The sequence below is a fragment of the Stenotrophomonas lacuserhaii genome, assembly GCF_014836545.1.
In the GTDB taxonomy this organism is placed as follows: domain Bacteria; phylum Pseudomonadota; class Gammaproteobacteria; order Xanthomonadales; family Xanthomonadaceae; genus Stenotrophomonas; species Stenotrophomonas lacuserhaii.
Genome location: NZ_JACSQS010000003.1, coordinates 259,198 through 278,565, shown reverse-complemented (window position 1 = coordinate 278,565; position 19,368 = coordinate 259,198). Strand labels below are relative to the sequence as shown.

Genomic DNA, 19,368 nt, shown 5'->3' with positions numbered 1-19,368 from the left:
AAGCGACGGGTCACGTGCGGACGCAGAGCACGGTCAAGGTCAAAAGCTGCAGAGCTGCTTGTGGCGGGGGGGGGGGGGGGGGGGGGGGCGGGCGGGGAGGCTGTGCGGGGCCTTGAGCGGCAGGAGCCGCGAAGAGCTACATGAACGTACTTGCGCGTGCCCCGCACAGCCTCCCCGCCCGACCGGCCCCCAACTGCAGCTCGTAAGCAGCCACCCGCGAGGCGGTTCACCCGTTCGACCCACGCAGCAACCGCGTGCGCAGCACCTCGCGCAGCCGTGCGGCGGATGCCTCATCCAGTTCGCCCAGCACGCCACGCGCATGCTCCGGCACGTGTGCGGCAACCTGATCGTCTGCGTCGAACACGTAATGCTGGAACATCGCCTGCCAGGCCGCGCGTTGTTCCACAGGCAGCTCACGGATCGCCAGCAGAGCCAGCATCAAGGCGTTCATCGGCGCATCGCGCCATGCCTCGACCGGGCGCCACCAGTAATTGACAAGGACGTTGAACGCCTCGAGTCCTTCCATGTGGTGCCACCACAGGGAAGGGATGAATACCGCGTCCCCCGGTTCCAGCACGGCGCTCTGTGCCTCCTGCATGGCCAGCGCGAAGCGCGGGAACCGCTGCAGGTCCGGTGCGGCGAAGTCGACCAGGCTGATTGCCTGTCCGGCGGGGGTGAAGTCCAGCGGGCCGACATACAGGTTGCCGACCTGGCCGGGAGGAAACAGCATGACCCGTCGCCGTCCTGCCGCCACGCAGGCCAGATTGTCCGGCGCATCGTAGTGCGCGGCGATCCGCGAGCGGTTGCCGATCCAGATGCTGGCCAGTGGATCGGCCTGTCCCAGCACCAGCGGATTCTCTTCCCGCAGCCCGGGCAGGTAGGTATCCAGCGTGGTGGATGCCACGTAGATGGTCGGTGCGTCCGGTTCGCTGCGGTATTTGAGCAGGGTGTCCAGCACCACGCGCAGCGGTACCTGTTCGCGACGGAAATTGAAGCCGGTGAGGTCGTCGTTGTAGAAGACCCGGCCCTGCGTGCCGGGCGCCGCTGTGGTGGCGGTCACCGGCATGCCACCGTGGTCGAACCGCTTCAGGTAGTCCACCGCGGCGGTGTCGGCATGCCGGGCGGCCTGTACCAGCGGCCACCCGGCGGCCAATCCCCGCACCACCTTCGGCGTGGTCCAGCTGCCCAGCGCGGCAGGCAGTGCCGCAGGATCGGCGAGCTGAACCTCGTCGATGGGGCGGGGCGGGGGCAGGGTCATCGCCACTCAGAACTTGTAGCGCACACCGAACATGTAGCGCGGGCCGGTCTGGGTGGCATAGCGCAGCATGTTGCTGTGGCGGGCGTAGGTGCGCATCGTTTCGTCGGTCAGGTTGATCGCTTCCACGCTCAGCGTCAGCTGCTCGCTCACCGCGTAGCTGATGTTCAGATCGAGCTGGCCATAGGCTTCGGTGTAGTTCGGGTTCGGGCCCTGGCCACCGATGCCGTTGAGGAACTTGTCGCGCCAGTTGTAGGCCGCCCGGACCTGCCATGCGTTCTTGTCATAGAACAGTACCGCGTTGGCCGAATCGCTCAGGCCGACCATCGGGTACTGGTCGCCCAGGCTCAGGTTGTCGAAGGTCAGCCCGGACTTCACCTTGGTGTAGTTCGCCGCGACACCGAAACCGGACTCGCCGAACAGGTGCTGCACCGCCACCTCCCAGCCTTCCAGATGATCCGAGCGCTGGTTGGCCGGCAGGGTGATGTCGAACCCGGCGATGGGATCACCCGGCTGGCCGACGATGCTGCCGGTCTGCTGGCCGGCCGAGTTGACCCCGGTGGAAACCACGCCCGGGTCGCCGGCATGGTTGGTGAAGATGTAATTGCGGATGCACACCGTGTCGGTGGTGACGCAGCCCGACGCCAGCGCTTCGTTCCAGTACGCACCGCCGACCGGCGTGTGCAGGCTGCCGGCATCTTCGCGGGCGATGGTGTTGCTGATGAAGTTCTTGATGTTCTTGCGGAAGAAGCCGACCGAGGCGTAGCTGGCTTCACCGTAGTACCACTCCAGGGACAGGTCGAAGTTGTCCGACAGCAATGGCTCCAGCGCCGGGTTGCCGCGTGAACCGGTGCCGCCCTGGGTGCGCACGATGTTGTCCAGGCGTTGCCCGCTTTCGATCTGCGTCCATCCCGGTCGGCCCAGGCTGCGGCTGTAGCTGCCGCGCAGTGCGAGCGACTCGTTGATGTCCAGCTTGAGGTCGACATTGGGCAGCACGTAATCGTACTTGCCTTTGCCGCCGATGAACGCGCCGTCGTCGGCGTAGGTGATGTTGAACTCGTTGAGGGAGTTCCAGCTGATCGAAGTCGGCACGCGCACCAGCGCCAACGACTCCACTTCGGTCTGCTCATAGCGCACGCCGGCGGCGACATGCAGCGGCATGTTCCAGTCGAAGGTGGTGCGGTACTGCAGGTAGGCGCTCTTGGATTTTTCGGTGGTGCGGATGTCCTCGGAGTATTCGGTCGGGGCGAGATAGCAAGTCGGGCAGGCCGGCTCGGTGCCGTTGGCCACCTGCGCCGCACGGTCACGCAAGCGGTCGAAATCGAACACCAGGAACTGGCCGGTCAGGCGCGGATCGTCGTGCCCGGAGAACGCCTTGAAGTATTTGCCCATGTCATCGGCGTACCAGATGCTGTCGTCGTAGTCCACCGGCGTACCGACGCCGCCCCAGCTGTCGCGTTGCTGGATCGCCGCCGCCGAGCGGTTGTCCACCTGGGTGTGGCCCACGCCGAAATCGAGCGCGGAATAGTCGGCGAAGCGGAACACGCCCTTGGCCTGCAGCTGTTCCACTTCGGACTTGTTGTAGCTGTTCTGGAATACCGAACCGGTGACCAGTGCATCGGCGGCCTGTACCCCACCCGGCGGCAACGCGATGTTGATGATCGGCAGGTCGCCGCTGTAATCCACCGTGGTCGTGCCGCGCACGTACGCCGCCACGCCGAGCACGCCAGCCGAGCCATAGGGCCCATCGGGCTGCGATTCGGCACTGGCGCGGTGGTAGTCGAAGGACATGTCCAGCGCATCGTTGACTTCCCAGTCAACATTGAAGCCGAGCGAATCCATGCTGTTCCGGGTGGCCAGCTTCATGCCGCCCATCGCCACGTCGCCGTTCACCACGTCTTCGCTGTACACGATGGGGGCGGCAACCGGACCATCGGTCCAGGTACTGTCACCGGGGCCGTAGTTGAACCACACCGACAGTTCGCTGCGCTGCTGCTGCACCTTGTTTTCGACATAGGTGTAATCCAGCGTGGTGGTGACGTTGTCCAGCGGCTTCCACTGCAGCGTGGCCTGGCCGTTGGTGCGCTGGCGCTGCACGGCGTTGACGTTGTACGCGGTGTTCTGCGGACGGCCGTAGATATCATCGGCACCCGGCCGGTTGGTGATGCGGTCCGAATAGCCCGTGCCCGGCTGCGGCAGTGCGCGCCAGTCGCTGGTGTCGTCCCCGCGCAGCGTCGCCCAGCCTTCGGCCACGGTGGCCTGGTTGAAGCCGGAATCGCGTTCCTGGTGGCTGGCGCTGAGCGCCACGCCGAAGCGTCCGTCAGCGTAGGTCTGGCTGAAAACACCGGACAGCTCGCCGGTGACATTGGATCCCTGCAGCGTGCGCGGCACGTTGTCGTTGGAGGTATCGTGCACCGCCTTCATGCCAAGGCTGACCACCGGTGCCGCTTCCAGGGGGCGCAGGGTCTTGATGTTGATCGTCGCACCGATGCCACCGGTGGGGTTGTCGGCGCGGGTGGTCTTGTAGACCTCCACTGCGGAGATCGATTCGGAGGCGATGTTGGCGAAATCGAACGAGCGCGAGCCGGACAGTCCACCGCCGCCGTTGCCCAGGTTGGAGGCTGGCATCTGGCGGCCGTTGAGCAGCACCAGGTTGTAGTCCGGGCCGATGCCGCGCACGGTGACCTTGGAACCTTCGCCGCTGGAGGTACGGTCGATGGACACACCGCTGATGCGCTGCAGCGATTCGGCCAGGTTGGTATCGGGGAACTTGCCGATATCCTCGGCCACGATGCCGTCCACCACGCCCTGGCTGTCGCGCTTGAGGTTCATCGACGAGGTGAGGCTGCCGCGGATGCCGGTCACCTGCACGGTGTCCAGGGTGGCCGGGTCGGCGGGTTCGGTGGTGGCAGCATCCTGCGCCCATGCGGGGCCGGCGATGGCCGCCAGCAGCGCGGAAGTGAGCAGTGTCTTGCGGGGTACGGCCTTGTACATCCTCATTGCGGATCCCTCCCCAGGGAGTGCGGAAACAGCGGGTTTGACTTCGGCTGGAACGCGGCAACTACATGACGGGAGCGATTTGGGGATGCGTTGACAGCGTTGTCAACAAAGCGCCCCCGCCAGTGGTCGGGCGGATCCGGGGGAGACCGTGCTGCAGGTCCCGCAATCCTTGTCATTGCAGTGTCATCGGCCCGCATGCAGCCGCCGCGCGTGCGCGGCGCTACGCGAATGATCGTGTTGCGATGCGGAACGGTTCTGCGCAGGGCAGGTAGCGCTAACACTGACAGCGCTCGACAAAAGCGCGCCATCAGCGGGCGCTCAGCGCCTGCGTTTTCCAGGTGCGGCGGTGGATTCGCGGACCAGCACCGCATGGTCGAGGGTGATCATCCTGCCGGCGCCCGGCGAACGGATGCGCTCCAGCAGCTGCAGCGTCGCCAGCCGGCCCATTTCCGCAGTGGGCTGCCGCACCGTGGTCAGCGCGGGGAAGATATGGCTGGCGATCGGGGTGTCATCGAAACCGCATACGGACAGATCGCGGGGCACCTGCAGGCCGCGGCCACCGGCGACCCGGTACACGGCCGCCGCCATGTCATCGTTGGCCGCGAAGATCGCCGTGGGCGGATCGGCCAGGTCCAGCAGGCGGTGTGCCGCCGGGATGCCGGATTCGAAAGAGAACTGGCCGCCGACCACCAGCGCGGCGTCGTAGGCGATGCCGGCTTCGCGCAGCGCAGCGCGATACCCGGCGTGGCGCCACTGGCAGGCGCCGTGCGCCCGTGGTCCCTTGATGTGGCCGATGCGCCGATGGCCCAGCGCGATGAGGTGGCGCATCAACTCCACCACGGCCGTGGTCTCGTCCATGCGCACCCCGATGGCGCCGGTGGGGTCACGCGGGGCGATGCTGGCAAAGGGAATGTCATGTTCCTGCAGGTAGGACAGCACCACCGGATCATCGCTGAGCGGCGGGATCAGCACGACGCCGTCGGGCCGTGAGTTGTCGAACAGCGCGCTGAGGTCGGGCAGGGCATGGCGGCCGATGCCCACCGGACCCAGCAGCAGGTTGTAGTGGTTGCCGTGGCAGGCATCCAGCATGCCGCTCTGGATCTCCATCAGGTAGTTGCGCGAAGGATTGTTGTAGGCCAGCGCCAGCGAATAGGAGCGCTGGCCGGCCAGGCTGCGCGCGGAGGGATTGGGCTTGTAGCCGAGCCGCGCGACCGCCTCGCGCACCCGCGACTGGGTCTGCTCACGCACGTTGGGCTCGTTGTTGAGCACCCGCGACACGGTCTTGATGGAGACTCCCGCCGCCGCAGCGACGTCTTCGATTCGACTACGCATGATGCAGGTGGTCCTCGATGTGCCAGCGGCGGCCAGTGCGCGCCGAGCGATGGTGCAGCGTCGGGCCGATATTGCCACGGCGCAGCGCAGCAGGGACGGGCCGGTGGATGCCTGTTGCCGGTGCCTGCCGATCTCCCGGCCCCGCTGCGCTCGCCGACCATGGGTCGGCGCTACCGATGACCGTAGCTCGTCTGTAGGAGGAAGTCCCTGAGTCAGGGGCGGCCGCGAAGCAGCGGATGTTCGCACCCCGGAAACAACAAAGCCCCGCAATGCGGGGCCTCGTCGTGGATCGTCCGGCGCCAGGAACTCAGCGCTTCATCGAACCGAAGAACTCGTCGTTGGACTTGGTGTTCTTCATCTTGTCCAGCAGGAACTCCATGGCGGCCATTTCATCCATCGGATGCAGCAGCTTGCGCAGGATCCAGATCTTCTGCAGCAGCTCCGGCTCGATCAGCAGGTCTTCGCGGCGGGTACCCGAACGGTTGATGTCGATCGCCGGGAACACGCGCTTTTCAGAGATGCGACGGCTCAGGTGCACTTCGCTGTTGCCGGTGCCCTTGAACTCTTCGTAGATCACCTCGTCCATCTTGCTGCCGGTGTCCACCAGCGCCGTGGCGATGATGGTCAGGCTGCCGCCTTCTTCCACGTTGCGCGCGGCACCGAAGAAGCGCTTCGGACGGTGCAGCGCGTTGGCATCCACGCCACCGGTCAGCACCTTGCCCGAGCTCGGCACCACATTGTTGTAGGCACGTGCCAGGCGGGTGATCGAGTCCAGCAGGATCACCACGTCCTTCTTGTGCTCGACCAGGCGCTTGGCCCGCTCGATCACCATTTCGGCAACCTGCACGTGGCGCGCGGCCGGCTCGTCGAACGTCGAGCTGATGACCTCGCCGCGCACGGTGCGCTGCATTTCGGTCACTTCTTCCGGGCGCTCATCGATCAGCAGCACGATCAGGTGCACGTCCGGATGGTTGGTGGTGATGGCCGTGGCCACCTGCTGCATCATCATCGTCTTGCCGGCCTTGGGCTGGGAAACGATCAGCGAACGCTGGCCCTTGCCCTGCGGTGCCATCAGATCGAGGATGCGGCCGGTGATGTCTTCGGAGGAGCCGTTGCCGCGTTCCAGGGTGAAGCGCTTGCGCGGGAACAGGGCGGTCAGGTTCTCGAACAGCACCTTGTTCTTGGACGCTTCCAGCGGCTCACCGTTGATGGTGTCCACGATGGACAGCGCGAAGTAGCGCTCGCCATCCTTGGGGAAGCGGATGCGGCCGGACAGGTGGTCGCCGGTGCGCAGGTTGAAGCGGCGGATCTGGCTGGGCGAGATGTAGGTGTCGTCCGGGCCGGCCAGGTAGCTGGCTTCGGCCGCGCGCAGGAAGCCGAAGCCGTCCGGCAGGATTTCCAGCACGCCGTCGGCAGCGACGCCATCACCGTGGCGGGTCAGCACCTTCAGCAGCGCGAAGATCACGTCCTGCTTGCGGGCACGGGCGACACCTTCGGAGATCTGCAGCTGTTCGGCGATTTCCAGCAGCTTCTGCGCCGGCATGCGCTTGAGGTCGCTCAGCGAATACACCGGGAAGCCTTCCGGCACGTTCGGCTGGGTGGTACGCACGAACGGCTGCTGTTCGTTGTTGTCCTGCGGCATGCCGTCGTCGCGTCCACCACCACGTGCCGGGCGGTCACGGTCGCGTCGGTTGCGGAAGCGGTCACGGCGGTTGCCCTGGCCCTGCGCGTTGTTCTGCTGGTTGCCCTGGTAGGGGCCCTGGTTCTGGCCGCCTGCGGTGTTCTGCTGGCCGCCGCCGGAGGTGTTGTTGTTCTGCTGCGGGCGACCCTGGCCGGATTCGCGGCCTTCGTTGCCCTCACCGCCGTTGGTGGCGGGAGCATCGGCAGCGGGCGCGCTCGGCGCCGCGGCAGCGGGCGCGGGGGGCGGAGTGGGACGGGGTGCTTCGGGCGCGTTGGCCAGCGGCAGGCCGGCCTGTGCCGGGGCACTGGTTTCGGCGGACGCGGGTGCGGCGGCCTTGGTCACGCGCGGCTTGCGCACACGCTTTTCGGCGGGCGCATCAGCGCTGCCGGTTTCAGAAGTGGTATCGGACAAGAGCGTTATTCCTCGCTTGAAGGTGCGAGCGCCCGGCTGGGGCGGCGAACGAAGGGATGGGGTCTGGAGTGAACTGCATCCAGCGGGTGCGGCACGCGAACGCGGACCGGATGTGCCGACACTATCACCGGCGCGCGGCGCCTTGCAAGCACCGCGATGCCGCGACATTCAGGCAGCGCAGGGGCTGCAGGCAGCCGGCGTCACCGGCTGCCGGGAGACACAGGCCTCAGGCCAGCGCCTTGTCGAGCAGGCCAGCCAGCTGGGCCTTGCCCACCGCACCCACCTGCTCACCGACCTTCTCACCGTCCTTGAAGACGACCAGGTAGGGAATGGAACGGACGTGATACTTCACCGCCAGGTCGCGCTCGTGGTCGACGTTGACCTTGACGATCTTCGCGCGGCCACCGTAGGCCACGGCCAGTTCGTCCAACGCCGGTGCGATCATCTTGCACGGCCCACACCATTCGGCCCAGAAATCAACCAGGACCGGCTCTTTGGAGTTCAGTACGGTGCTTTCGAAATCAGCGGTGCTGACATGTACAACGTTGTCGCTCATCTTGGTTTCTCGTCTTGTGGGGCACCCGGCCGGGGCCGGAGGTGGGTGAACTGGGCTGGACCAGACTGGCGCAACCCTCGTCGTTGCCTGGTGGAGCAGGCTCCACGGTGCGCTGGGCAGGATGCCTGGACGCTCACGGCCGGCAGTTTACCCCTATCGGCACAGGGAGACAGGGGGCGGCTGGAACCCAGCGTATCGCGATCAATATGACCGACGGAATGTGTCGGATTTCACTGTCCACACCTATGGGATAGGGGTCCGTCCCTGGTGCACAAGGGGAAGCGCCGGGAACGATTCAGCGGGCGGTGGCATGGATGAATGCGCAATGGGCAGTTAGTCTCCGGGGGCGGTGAGACGCTTTGGCCCGGTTGCCTGCCCGATTACGCTAAACTGCTTCATTGAGCGGCAAGGGACCCCGAGGGTTCCAAGGCCCGCCGACCCGCCGCAGGGGCCGCAGTTTGCGACGGAGCCCCCAGATGACGCCGAGCCGCCCGATTGCAGGTGGCGGCCAGACCAAGACGGACACATGAGCGACAAACCGCTGACCGATTTGACCTTTTCCTCCTTCGATCTGCATCCGGCATTGCACGCCGGTCTTGAAGGAGCCGGATTCACCCGCTGCACCCCGATCCAGGCGTTGACGCTGCCGGTCGCACTCGCCGGTGGCGACGTCGCAGGCCAGGCACAGACCGGTACCGGCAAGACGCTGGCCTTCCTGGTCGCGGTGGTGAACCGCCTGCTGACCCGCCCGGCACTGGCCGACCGCAAGCCGGAAGACCCGCGTGCGCTGATCCTGGCACCCACCCGCGAACTGGCCATCCAGATCCACAAGGATGCGGTGAAGCTGGGTTCGGACCTGGGGCTGCGCTTCGCGCTGGTGTACGGCGGCGTGGACTACGACAAGCAGCGCGAACTTCTGCAGCAGGGCGTGGACGTGATCATCGCCACCCCCGGCCGCCTGATCGACTACGTCAAGCAGCACAAGGTGGTTTCGCTGCACGCCTGCGAAATCTGCGTGCTGGACGAAGCCGACCGCATGTTCGACCTGGGCTTCATCAAGGACATCCGCTTCCTGCTGCGCCGCATGCCCGAGCGCACCACCCGGCAGACCCTGCTGTTCAGCGCCACGCTCAGCCACCGCGTGCTGGAACTGGCGTATGACCACATGAACGAGCCGCAGAAAATGGTGGTGGAGAGCGAATCCATCACCGCCGCCCGCGTGCGCCAGCGCATGTACTTCCCGGCCGACGAAGAGAAGATCCCGCTGCTGCTGGGCCTGCTGTCGCGCAGCGAAGGCGCGCGTACGATGGTGTTCGTCAACACCAAGGTGTTCGTCGAGCGCGTCGCGCGCGCGCTGGAACGTTCCGGCTACCGCGTCGGCGTGCTGTCCGGTGATGTCCCGCAGAAGAAGCGCGAAAGCCTGCTGAACCGCTTCCAGAAGGGCCAGCTGGAAATCCTGGTGGTCACCGATGTGGCCGCCCGCGGCCTGCACATCGACGGAATCAAGTACGTCTACAACTACGATCTGCCGTTCGACGCCGAAGACTACGTGCACCGCATCGGCCGCACCGCGCGCCTGGGCGAGGAAGGCGATGCGATCAGCTTCGCCTGCGAACGCTATGCGATGGGCCTGCCGGACATCGAGGCCTATATCGACCAGAAGATCCCGGTCGAAGCGGTGACCGCCGAACTGCTGACCTCGCTGCCGCGTCCGGAACGTGCTCCGCCTGCGCCGGGCGAGGAAGGCGACGAGAACGAAAGCGTCAGCCAGATCTTCCGCGAAGCGCGTGAAGCGCGTGCCGCCGAAGAAGAGCGTCGTGGTGGCGGACGTGGTGGCAAGCCCTCCGCTGGCCGCGGCGAACGCAGTGGCGAGCGCAGTGGCGAACGCCGCCCGCGTCCGCCGCGCAAGCCGCGCGTGGAAGGCGAAGTGGTCGCTGCAGCGGAAGGCGCCGTTGTCGCCGGCAATGGCGAGGCCGCTGCTACCGCCACCGCCGATGCCGTGCAGGCGCCGCGTCCGCCGCGTGCCGACGCTGGCGCCGCGCAGGATCCCGCATTGCAGGACGGCGAGCGCAAGCCGCGCAAGCGCCGTCGCCGTCGCAACGGCCGTCCGCTGGAAGGTGCCGAAGGTGCAACCCACGGCGCGTCCACCGCGCAGGGTGCCCCGGTGCAGGTGGTGGCCAAGCCGGTCCGCACCGCGGACCCGGGCGACTCCTTCCTGACCCGCATCGGCCGCAAGATCCGCCGGATGTTGGCCGGCGGATAAGCGGTATTGATTGCACTGCCCCCGGTTCCGGGGGCAGTGGTCTCCCCGGCCCCGGCCGACGCAGGGCCAGGCCCTGGCGCGATGTCTCCACGCCGTGGCGACTGTCCTGCATAATCAGGGGATGAGCGTCCTGCGGTTCGACAACGTAAGCAAACAGTACGCCGGTGGTCACGAGGCGCTGACCGATGTCAGCTTCGACGTGGCACCGGGCGAAATGGTGTTCGTCACCGGCCATTCCGGCGCCGGCAAGAGCACCCTGTTGAAACTGATCCACCTTGACGAGCGGCCCAGCCGCGGCGCGGTGGTGTTCAACGAGCGCAACCTGCTGAAGGTGCGCGGCGGCGACGTGCCACGGCATCGGCGCGAGGTGGGCGCGGTCTACCAGGACCACCGCCTGCTGATGGATCGCAGCATTTCCGAAAACGTGGCCCTGCCGCTGATCCTGCGCGGCACCCGCCGTGCCGACATCGGCAAGCGCGTGCGTTCGGTGCTGGAGCGCATGGGCCTGGGGCATCGCGAGAAGGCCCTGCCTTCTCAGTTGTCCGCCGGTGAGCAGCAGCGCGTTGGCATCGCCCGCGCGATCGTCGGTGAACCGCGCCTGTTGGTGGCCGACGAACCGACCGGCAACCTCGATCCGACCCTGGCCGCGGAGATCATGGCGCTGTTCGCCGAGCTGCCGGCGCGAGGCACCAGCGTGCTGGTGGTCAGCCATGACCTGGCCCTGCTGCGGCGCATGCGCAAGCGCGTGCTGATCCTCGACCATGGCCGCCTGGTGGACGACATCTCGCCGCAGGACCTGGCCGAATGAGTACCGAATCCACTCCCGCGCCCGAGCGCAATGCCAATGCCCCGGCGGCGGCGCCTTCGAAGCTGGGCATCTGGTGGCAGCACCACCTGCACAGCGTGGTGTTCAGCCTGGGCCGTGCTTTCCGTAAACCATGGGCCACGCTGCTGACGGTGATGGTCATGGCCCTCGCGCTGGCATTGCCGCTGGGCTTGTCGATCGCCTTGGACAACCTCAAGCACTTCACCGGCAGCGTGCAGCAGTCCCGTGACATCAACCTGTTCCTGAAGGCCGAGCTGGATGCCGCCAGCGCGGAGGCCCTGGCCACCGAGCTGAGAGCGCGTGACGACGTGGCCGCAGTGACCCTGCGCACCCCCGAACAGGGCCTGGAAGAACTGCGCGAGAATGCCGGCCTCGGCGAGGCGATCGATGCCCTGCAGTCCAATCCACTGCCCAGCCTGCTGGTGGTGACGCCGGCGGAAAAGGCCGACGACGCGCGCCTGGCGCGTGCGCTGGGCACCCTGCCGCAGGCCGACCTGGTGCAGCACGATGCGCTGTGGCGGACCCGGCTGGACGGCTGGCTGGCCTTCGGCGCGCGCCTGGTTCAGGTGCTGTCGCTGCTGCTGGGGCTGGGTGCGGTGCTGGTGGTCGGCAATACCGTGCGGCTGGACATCCAGGCGCGCCGCGAAGAGATCGGCGTGCTGCAGCTGCTGGGCGCCAGCGATGGCTTCATCCGGCGCCCGTTCCTGTACCTTGGCGCGTGGTACGGCCTCGGCGCGGGCGTGGTGGCGCTGGGGCTGATCGCCGCCGCCGGTGCCGCACTGGCCGGACCGCTTGCCCAGTTGTCGCAAAGCTACGCCAGTCCCTTCGCGCTGAAGGGGCTGGACCTGCTGCATTCCTCTGTCGTGCTGCTGGCCATCGTGCTGGTGGGCTGGCTGGGTGCATGGCTGGTCACCGGACATTTCCTGCGCCAGACGCGCCCCACCGAGACCTGAGCCCTTCCGCATGCAGCCGCAAGCACTCAAGCATCTGCACGATGATGCCACCCGGGTCATGGTGGTCGATGGCTCGCGGCTGGTCCGCAAGCTGATCGCCGATGTGCTGCAGCGCGACCTCCCCGGCGTGCAGGTGGTCGGCTGCGCCAGCATCGCCGAGGCACGCCAGGCCTTGGCCGACGGGCCGGTCAACCTGGTGACCACCTCGCTGTCGCTGCCCGACGGCGACGGCCTGGCGCTGGCCAGGACCGTGCGCGAATCGGCGGGGCAGGCCTACGTGCCGGTGATCGTGGTCTCAGGCGATGCCCAGTCGCACCTGGAACAACGCCGCTTCACCGACTACGTCACCGATTACTTCGACAAGTCGCTGGGCCATGAAGCGCTGGCCGCTTTCATCCGCGGCTACGTGCAGCCGGCGATCATTCCCGGTGCCACGCTGCTGTACGTGGAAGACAGCCGGGTAGTGGCCGAAGCCACCAAGCGGATGCTCGAGCGCCAGCAGCTCAACGTGTTGCACGTGATGACCGCCGAAGAAGCCGTGACCCTGCTGACCGCCGAGTCGCTGGGCCGCAACCAGCACCGGATCGATTTGGTGCTCACCGACGTGACGCTCAAAGGTGAGCTCAGCGGACGTGACCTGGTGGAACGGGTGCGGGTGGACTTCGGCTACGGCAAACGCCGCCTGCCGGTGCTGGTGATGACCGGTGACGGCAATCCGCTCAACCAGACCGCGCTGCTGCAGGCCGGTGCCAACGACCTGGTGCTCAAGCCGATCGAAGAACGGCTGCTGGTCACCAAGGTGTTGTTCCAGCTGCGCCTGTCCCGACTGAATCCAAGATCCGTGGTGTGATGAACGAAGCAGTACCTCCTTCCATCCAGCTCGAGCCGAGCTGGAAAGCACACGTCGGCGATTGGCTGCTGCAGCCGCAGATGCGCGAGCTGTCGCGCTTCCTTCGCGAGCGCAAGGCGGGGGGCGCGAACGTGTTCCCGCCCGGCCCGCAGATCTTCGCCGCCTTCGATGCCACCCCGTTCGATGCCACCAAGGTGGTGATACTGGGCCAGGATCCGTACCACGGTCGTGGCCAGGCGCATGGCCTGAGTTTCTCGGTGCAGCCCGGCGTGCCGGTGCCGCCGTCGCTGTTGAACATCTACAAGGAAATCGAACGCGACCTCGGTATCCCGCGGCCGGACCATGGCTGCCTGCTGCCCTGGGCGCGGCAGGGCGTGCTGCTGCTGAACGCGGTGCTGACGGTGGAAGAGGGCAGCGCCGGGGCGCACCAGAAGCGTGGCTGGGAAGGCTTCACCGACCACGTGGTGGAAGCGCTCAACCGCGAACGCGAAGGCTTGGTGTTCCTGCTGTGGGGCAGCTACGCGCAGCAGAAGGGCAAGGTCATCGACACCGCGCGTCATCGGGTATTGAAGGCACCGCACCCCTCGCCGCTGTCCGCCCACCGTGGCTTCCTCGGCTGTGGCCATTTCTCGGCCACCAACGAGTACCTGCAGCGCCGCGGCAAGACACCGATCGACTGGTCGCTGCCACCGGCAGGGTAACCACCGGAGACGGTGGGTGACTATCGGAGATGGTGGGTGACGAGCGTTGGTCGTCACGCTTTTGCCTTTCCCGCTGCGCTCGCCGAGCATGGCTCGGCGCTACCGGACGCCAGGCGCTGAACGACCGACAACTTTTTCCCGACTGAATGCGTGGTTGGCGCCGTCCGTTCAGCCAATCTGCACGGTTTTTCCCGCTGATTCATGGGCCAATATATTGATCTTGAAGGGTTTTATGTTGACCAGATTCACTATCGCCACTGTCACCAAATCGCGGTAGGGTAGACGGGTAGTCAGCGCCATTGTTCTGCCACCGGAACACTGGAACTTTTTTGACCTTTAGCAGTCGAAGTATCGGACTGCTAAGATGAGACCCATGAGCCAGAACACCTCTACTGCCCTTGTGGCAAACAATCTCCCGATTCCCAGTGCGCTCGGTTCGCTGGACGCCTACATCGGTGCCGTGCACCAGATTCCGGTGCTTTCGGTCGATGATGAGCAGGACCTGGCGCGTCGTTTCCGTGATCAGACCGATCTGGACGCGGCCCGCGAACTGGTGCATTCGCACCTGCGTTTCGTGGTGCACGTGGCGCGCGGCTACAACGGTTACGGCCTCGCCCTGGGCGACCTCATCCAGGAAGGCAACATCGGCCTGATGAAGGCGGTCAAGCGCTTCGACCCGGACATGGGCGTGCGCCTGGTGTCCTTCGCGGTGCATTGGATCCGTGCCGAAATGCACGAGTTCATCCTGAAGAACTGGCGCATCGTGAAAGTTGCCACGACCAAGGCGCAGCGCAAGCTGTTCTTCAACCTGCGCCGTTCCAAGAAGCGCCTGGGCTGGATGAACGCGGCCGAAGTGACCGCAGTGGCGAAGGATCTCAACGTCTCCGAACGCGAAGTGATGGAGATGGAGTCGCGCCTGTCCGGCCGTGATATTGGTTTCGACGCCCCCAGCGACGAAGACGACGACCATGCGCCGCCGTCGCCGGCTGCCTACCTGATGGCCAATGAAGAAGATCCTTCGATGGCCTACGAGCGCGCCGACAGCGAAGACAACCAGCTGCAGCTGCTGCGCGAAGGCATGGCCGAGCTCGATGCGCGCTCGCGCGACATCATCGCCCGCCGCTGGCTGGATGCCGACAGCAAGGTCACGCTGCAGGAGCTGGCCGATGAGTATGGCGTTTCCGCCGAGCGCATCCGCCAGGTCGAAGCGAACGCACTGAAGAAGATGAAGGCGCTGTTTACCGCGTAAGCGGAAACAGATGCCGCACACGAAAACGCCGGGCACTGCCCGGCGTTTTTTTGTGATCGGAGATGGTGGGTGACGACCGTGGGTCGTCACGCCGTTACCGCCTCAGCTTTCGCGGGCGATCGCGCGCCAGCCGATATCACTGCGGTGGAACTCGTTCGCCCACGTTACCTGGGCCACGCCGGCATATGCATTGGCCTGCGCATCGCGCACGCTGTCGCCCAGTGCGGCCACGCACAGCACCCGTCCGCCGGCACTGACCACGTTGCCCTGCCCATCCAGCGCGGTGCCTGCGTGGAACACCTTGGCGGTGTCCGGCACGCGGTCCAGGCCGGAAATCACATCACCGGTGATCGGCGCTTCCGGATACGGCGCAGCGGCCAGCACCACGCCCAGCGAAGGACGCGGATCCCACTGCGCCTGCACCTGGTCCAGCCTGCCGTCGATCGCCGCCTGCACCAGGTCCAGCAGGTCCGACTGCAGGCGCAGCATTACCGGCTGGGTTTCGGGGTCGCCGAAGCGCACGTTGAATTCGATCACTTTCGGCGCACCGCTGGCGTCGATCATCAGGCCGGCATACAGGAAGCCGGTGAACGGCACGCCATCGGCAATCATGCCCTGCACGGTCGGCTCGACCACCTCACGCATCACCCGTGCGTGCACTTCCGGTGTGACCACCGGGGCCGGCGAATACGCGCCCATTCCGCCGGTGTTGGGACCGGTATCGCCGTCGCCGACGCGCTTGTGGTCCTGCGAGGTGGCCATCGGCAGCGCATGCACGCCATCGACCATCGAGATGAAGCTGGCCTCTTCGCCGTCGAGGAATTCTTCGATCACCACGCGCGCGCCGGCGTCGCCGAAGGCATTGCCGGACAGCATGTCACGCACCGCCGACTCGGCTTCGGGCAGCGACATCGCCACGATCACGCCCTTGCCGGCGGCCAGGCCATCGGCCTTGACCACGATCGGCGCGCCCTTTTCGCGGAGGTACGCCAGCGCGGCGTCGACGTCGGTGTGCACGGCGTAATACGCGGTCGGGATGCCATGCCGGGCCAGGAAGTCCTTGGCGTAGGCCTTGCTGCCTTCCAGCTGGGCAGCGGCGGCGGTCGGACCGAAGATGCGCAGGCCGGCTTCGCCGAACGCATCGACCACGCCGGCCACCAGCGGCACTTCCGGGCCGACCACGGTGACGGCGACGCCTTCGGACCGGGCCAGCGCCAGCAGGCCATCCAGATCAGTGACCTTGACGGCCACGTTGCGGCATTTCGCTTCGGTGGCGGTGCCGGCATTGCCCGGCGCGACCAGCACTTCGCTGACCTGCGCGGACTGGGCCAGCTTCCAGGCCAGGGCGTGTTCGCGGCCGCCGGAGCCGATGACGAGGATCTTCATGCTGAGGGGTTTCCGATACGCGGGGAAAGGAGACGGGAGGTGCCGAACGGGCCGGCACCCCCAGGGATCCGCTGCACGTCAGTGACGGAAGTGACGCACGCCGGTGAATACCATCGTAAGGCCGGCTTCGTCGGCGGCCGCGATGACTTCGGCGTCGCGCATCGAACCACCCGGCTGGATCACCGCCTTGATGCCGGCCGCAGCGGCCGCATCGATGCCGTCGCGGAACGGGAAGAACGCATCGGAGGCCATCACCGAACCTTCCACCACCAGGTTCGCATCGGCGGCCTTGATGCCGGCGATGCGGGCCGAATAGACGCGGCTCATCTGGCCGGCGCCGACGCCGATGGTGCGGTTGTCCCTGGCGTACACGATGGCGTTGGATTTCACGAACTTGGCGACCTTCCAGGCGAACAGCAGGTCGGTGAACTGCTTGTCGGTCGGCGCCAGCTTGCTGACCACCTTCAGTTCGTCACGGGTCATCCCGCGGTTGTCGGAAGACTGCAGCAGCAGGCCCGATCCGATCCGCTTGCTGTCGTAGTTGTTCAGGCCTTCACCGTGCGGGATGCGCAGCACGCGCACGTTGGCCTTCTTCGTGGCGTATTCCAGCGCGGCCGGTTCGTACTCCGGGGCGATCAGCACTTCAACGAACTGACGGTCCAGGATCACCTGCGTGGTGGCCAGGTCCAGCGGCTTGTTGAAGGCGATGATGCCACCGAAGGCGCTGGTCGGGTCGGTGGCATAGGCCAACTCATAGGCATCGCCGTTGCCGGCACCCACGGCGACGCCGCACGGATTGGCATGCTTGACGATCACGCAGGCCGGCGCCTCGAACTGCCGCACGCATTCCCACGCGGCATCGGCATCGGCCAGGTTGTTGTAGCTCAGTTCCTTGCCCTGCAGCTGCTGGAACGTGGCCAGCGTGCCCGGTACCGGATACAGGTCGCGGTAGAAGGCGCCGCTCTGGTGCGGGTTCTCGCCGTAGCGCAGGTCCATCACCTTCACGAAGGAGGAATTCATCTGCGCCGGGAACTCACTGCGCACCGGCACCGCGGTCTCGCGCGAGGCAACCGCGGACAGGTAATTGCTGATCGCCGCGTCGTACTGGGCAACGCGGTTGAACGCGGCCACCGAGAAGGCAAAGCGCTTGGCGGCAGACAGCTGGCCATCGTGCGCGGCCAGTTCGGCCAGCAGTTCGTCGTATTGCGACGGGTCGGTCGCGACCGCGACGCGGGCAAAGTTTTTTGCTGCCGAACGCAGCATGGCCGGGCCGCCGATGTCGATGTTCTCCACGGCATCGTCGAGCGCGCAGTCGGCCTTGGCGGTGACCGATTCGAACGGATACAGGTTCAGCACCAGCAGGTCGATGGCACCAATGCCGTGCTCGGCCATCACCGCATCATCGGTACCGGCGCGGCCCAGCAGGCCGCCATGCACCATCGGGTGCAGGGTCTTGACCCGGCCATCCATCATTTCCGGGAAGCCGGTGACGTCGGCGACATCCTTGACCGCCAGGCCCGCCTCGCGGATCGCTTTGGCGGTGCCGCCGGTGGACAGCAGTTCCACGCCGCGTGCGGACAGGGCAGTGGCCAGCGCGATCAGGCCGGTCTTGTCGGAAACGGAAAGCAGGGCCCGACGGACGGGCAGCAGGTCAGCACTCATGGGGACAGGGCAACGGCAGCAGGCGGGGCCGATATTGTAGGCCTTGGGGCGCCCTCACACGTAATGCAGTGCCGGCTCAGGCCGTGATGCCGTATTCCTTGAGCTTCTTGCGCAGGGTGGCCCGGTGGATGCCCAGCATCGCCGCAGCGCGGCTCTGGTTGCCCTCGCAATGGTTCAGCACTTCCACGAACAGGGGAATTTCCATCTCGCGCAGCACGATCTCGTACACGTCATCGGCATCGCAGCCATCCAGGTCGCGCAGGTAGCGGCGCACGGACTGGGCAACATGTTCGCGGAGCGGAGGACGCGCAGCGCCACGACTGGTGTCAGGACGAGAGAGTACAGCGTTCAATGGGAATCCCGATCTGGTGGCCGCGCCGGAGCGAAGGCTGGCGCTGGCGAAGAAGGTGGTGGCGGCCAGTCTAGCGCGAGCAGGCCGCCCCTGCACGGGGCGGGCGCCCGGTCGGCCTCACAGGAATTCGAAATTGAAGGCGACCGTGGACGCCGACGGCTCCTTGACCTGGAAGGCGATCTGCGCGCTCTGGCCGGGTTCCAGCAGCCCCGCCGTCCGTGCCCCGGCGCCGAGATAGTCCGATGCCGCGAACACACCACTGCCGATCACCCGGCCGTCGGCGTCGGACAGTGACAGCCGCAGCACGGGCCAGTCCTGTGCCCACCGTGCGTCATTGCGGATGCTCGCCTGTACCTGCAGTGCGCCGGCCTGTTGCGGCATCGGCCGCACGTCGCGGCTGATCATGGTGAAGGCCGCCGGTTCGCGCCAGGCGGGCAGGTCGCAGCGCAGCACACGGCACAGGCCTGCAACCCAGGGACGGGTGCCGGCATCTGCCGCCAGGCGGGCGCGGTCGGCCAGCGCGATCTGCAGCAGCAACAGCAGCGACAGCGCGGCCACCATGGCCCATTGCCAGCGGGGCGTGCGCAATCGATGCCCGCCACCGCGCAGGAACACCGGCTCTGCCTGGGACAGCGTGGGTGCCGCAGCCGCAGCAGGGGCCTGCGCGGAGATCGTCGCGGTGGCCTGCACCGGTACTTCCCCGGCCATCGCGGCAGCCTCCGTGACGGGGTCCACAAGCGCTTCGGCGGTGTCGTCTGCGGTGACCGGGGAGGCGTCGGCTGAAGGTACCGACGGCTCCGCCAACGGGGTCGCATCCGCGTCGGCCTGCGATCCGGCGTGTGGACGCAGGAAGGTGGCCAATGGTCGACGGGGCGGGTTCGGTTCGGACAT

Annotated in this window: 15 protein-coding genes; 6 read left to right on the top strand and 9 right to left on the bottom strand. The window is 66.6% G+C overall.

Annotated elements, in window-relative coordinates; translation table 11 throughout:
• Positions 1–226: 226 nt before the first annotated feature.
• The 5 genes from H9654_RS05445 to trxA all read right to left on the bottom strand — a co-directional run bounded on the left by H9654_RS05445 (position 227) and on the right by trxA (position 8,235).
• Positions 227–1,258: a cupin-like domain-containing protein gene (locus H9654_RS05445; protein ID WP_191769619.1), complete on the bottom strand. Its 1,032-nt coding sequence runs from the start codon at positions 1,256–1,258 to the stop codon at positions 227–229.
• 6 nt (positions 1,259–1,264) lie between these two features.
• A complete protein-coding gene (locus H9654_RS05440; RefSeq protein ID WP_191769617.1) occupies positions 1,265–4,255 on the bottom strand; it encodes a TonB-dependent receptor in 2,991 nt (996 codons plus the stop codon).
• Positions 4,256–4,573: 318 nt separating this feature from the next.
• Positions 4,574–5,587 carry a LacI family DNA-binding transcriptional regulator gene (locus H9654_RS05435; protein ID WP_182656218.1) on the bottom strand — a complete coding sequence of 338 codons (1,014 nt, stop codon included), beginning with the start codon at positions 5,585–5,587 and terminating at the stop codon, positions 4,574–4,576.
• Between the two features lie 307 nt (positions 5,588–5,894).
• Positions 5,895–7,679: a transcription termination factor Rho gene (gene rho / locus H9654_RS05430; protein ID WP_191769615.1), complete on the bottom strand. Its 1,785-nt coding sequence runs from the start codon at positions 7,677–7,679 to the stop codon at positions 5,895–5,897.
• 226 nt (positions 7,680–7,905) lie between these two features.
• Positions 7,906–8,235: a thioredoxin gene (trxA, locus tag H9654_RS05425; protein WP_042612690.1), complete on the bottom strand. Its 330-nt coding sequence runs from the start codon at positions 8,233–8,235 to the stop codon at positions 7,906–7,908.
• A gap of 526 nt (positions 8,236–8,761) precedes the next feature.
• On the opposite strand from trxA, the gene rhlB reads away from it, so the two are divergent.
• The 6 genes from rhlB to rpoH all read left to right on the top strand — a co-directional run bounded on the left by rhlB (position 8,762) and on the right by rpoH (position 15,077).
• Positions 8,762–10,498, top strand: coding sequence for an ATP-dependent RNA helicase RhlB (gene rhlB / locus H9654_RS05420; protein WP_191769614.1), 1,737 nt, complete (start codon positions 8,762–8,764; stop codon positions 10,496–10,498).
• Positions 10,499–10,619: 121 nt separating this feature from the next.
• A complete protein-coding gene (gene ftsE, locus H9654_RS05415) occupies positions 10,620–11,306 on the top strand; it encodes a cell division ATP-binding protein FtsE (protein ID WP_101101455.1) in 687 nt (228 codons plus the stop codon).
• Positions 11,303–12,277, top strand: a complete 975-nt coding sequence (ftsX, locus tag H9654_RS05410) for a permease-like cell division protein FtsX (RefSeq protein WP_191769612.1) — start codon at positions 11,303–11,305, stop codon at positions 12,275–12,277. Before ftsE ends, ftsX begins: the two co-directional genes overlap by 4 nt.
• 10 nt (positions 12,278–12,287) lie before the next feature.
• On the top strand, positions 12,288–13,127 hold the full coding sequence (locus tag H9654_RS05405) for a response regulator (RefSeq protein WP_042612686.1): 840 nt from the start codon (positions 12,288–12,290) through the stop codon (positions 13,125–13,127).
• Complete coding sequence (gene ung / locus H9654_RS05400; protein WP_182656216.1) at positions 13,127–13,828, top strand: uracil-DNA glycosylase; 702 nt, start codon at positions 13,127–13,129, stop codon at positions 13,826–13,828. The genes H9654_RS05405 and ung overlap by 1 nt, the downstream gene beginning before the upstream one ends.
• 373 nt (positions 13,829–14,201) lie before the next feature.
• Positions 14,202–15,077 carry an RNA polymerase sigma factor RpoH gene (rpoH, locus tag H9654_RS05395; protein ID WP_042612682.1) on the top strand — a complete coding sequence of 292 codons (876 nt, stop codon included), beginning with the start codon at positions 14,202–14,204 and terminating at the stop codon, positions 15,075–15,077.
• Between the two features lie 102 nt (positions 15,078–15,179).
• Here rpoH and purD read toward each other — a convergent pair whose 3' ends face one another.
• From purD to H9654_RS05375, 4 genes are all read right to left on the bottom strand, one after another.
• Complete coding sequence (gene purD / locus H9654_RS05390) at positions 15,180–16,463, bottom strand: phosphoribosylamine--glycine ligase (protein ID WP_191769610.1); 1,284 nt, start codon at positions 16,461–16,463, stop codon at positions 15,180–15,182.
• Between the two features lie 78 nt (positions 16,464–16,541).
• Positions 16,542–18,125, bottom strand: coding sequence for a bifunctional phosphoribosylaminoimidazolecarboxamide formyltransferase/IMP cyclohydrolase (gene purH / locus H9654_RS05385; protein WP_191769608.1), 1,584 nt, complete (start codon positions 18,123–18,125; stop codon positions 16,542–16,544).
• A 76-nt stretch (positions 18,126–18,201) separates the two neighbouring features.
• Positions 18,202–18,477 carry a DNA-binding transcriptional regulator Fis gene (gene fis / locus H9654_RS05380; RefSeq protein ID WP_042612679.1) on the bottom strand — a complete coding sequence of 92 codons (276 nt, stop codon included), beginning with the start codon at positions 18,475–18,477 and terminating at the stop codon, positions 18,202–18,204.
• A 117-nt stretch (positions 18,478–18,594) separates the two neighbouring features.
• Positions 18,595–19,368, bottom strand: coding sequence for a DUF3426 domain-containing protein (locus H9654_RS05375; RefSeq protein WP_191769606.1), 774 nt, complete (start codon positions 19,366–19,368; stop codon positions 18,595–18,597).

Excerpts from the sequence above, each read along its gene's own strand:
- ftsE (WP_101101455.1), top strand. The coding sequence starts at position 10,620 with ATGAGCGTCCTGCGGTTCGACAACGTAAGCAAACAGTACGCCGGTGGT.
- ung (WP_182656216.1), top strand. The coding sequence starts at position 13,127 with ATGAACGAAGCAGTACCTCCTTCCATCCAGCTCGAGCCGAGCTGGAAA.
- purD (WP_191769610.1), bottom strand. The coding sequence starts at position 16,463 with ATGAAGATCCTCGTCATCGGCTCCGGCGGCCGCGAACACGCCCTGGCC.
- rhlB (WP_191769614.1), top strand. The coding sequence starts at position 8,762 with ATGAGCGACAAACCGCTGACCGATTTGACCTTTTCCTCCTTCGATCTG.
- H9654_RS05440 (WP_191769617.1), bottom strand. The coding sequence starts at position 4,255 with ATGAGGATGTACAAGGCCGTACCCCGCAAGACACTGCTCACTTCCGCG.
- purH (WP_191769608.1), bottom strand. The coding sequence starts at position 18,125 with ATGAGTGCTGACCTGCTGCCCGTCCGTCGGGCCCTGCTTTCCGTTTCC.
- H9654_RS05445 (WP_191769619.1), bottom strand. The coding sequence starts at position 1,258 with ATGACCCTGCCCCCGCCCCGCCCCATCGACGAGGTTCAGCTCGCCGAT.
- H9654_RS05405 (WP_042612686.1), top strand. The coding sequence starts at position 12,288 with ATGCAGCCGCAAGCACTCAAGCATCTGCACGATGATGCCACCCGGGTC.
- ftsX (WP_191769612.1), top strand. The coding sequence starts at position 11,303 with ATGAGTACCGAATCCACTCCCGCGCCCGAGCGCAATGCCAATGCCCCG.
- rpoH (WP_042612682.1), top strand. The coding sequence starts at position 14,202 with ATGAGCCAGAACACCTCTACTGCCCTTGTGGCAAACAATCTCCCGATT.
- H9654_RS05375 (WP_191769606.1), bottom strand. The coding sequence starts at position 19,368 with ATGTCCGAACCGAACCCGCCCCGTCGACCATTGGCCACCTTCCTGCGT.
- trxA (WP_042612690.1), bottom strand. The coding sequence starts at position 8,235 with ATGAGCGACAACGTTGTACATGTCAGCACCGCTGATTTCGAAAGCACC.
- H9654_RS05435 (WP_182656218.1), bottom strand. The coding sequence starts at position 5,587 with ATGCGTAGTCGAATCGAAGACGTCGCTGCGGCGGCGGGAGTCTCCATC.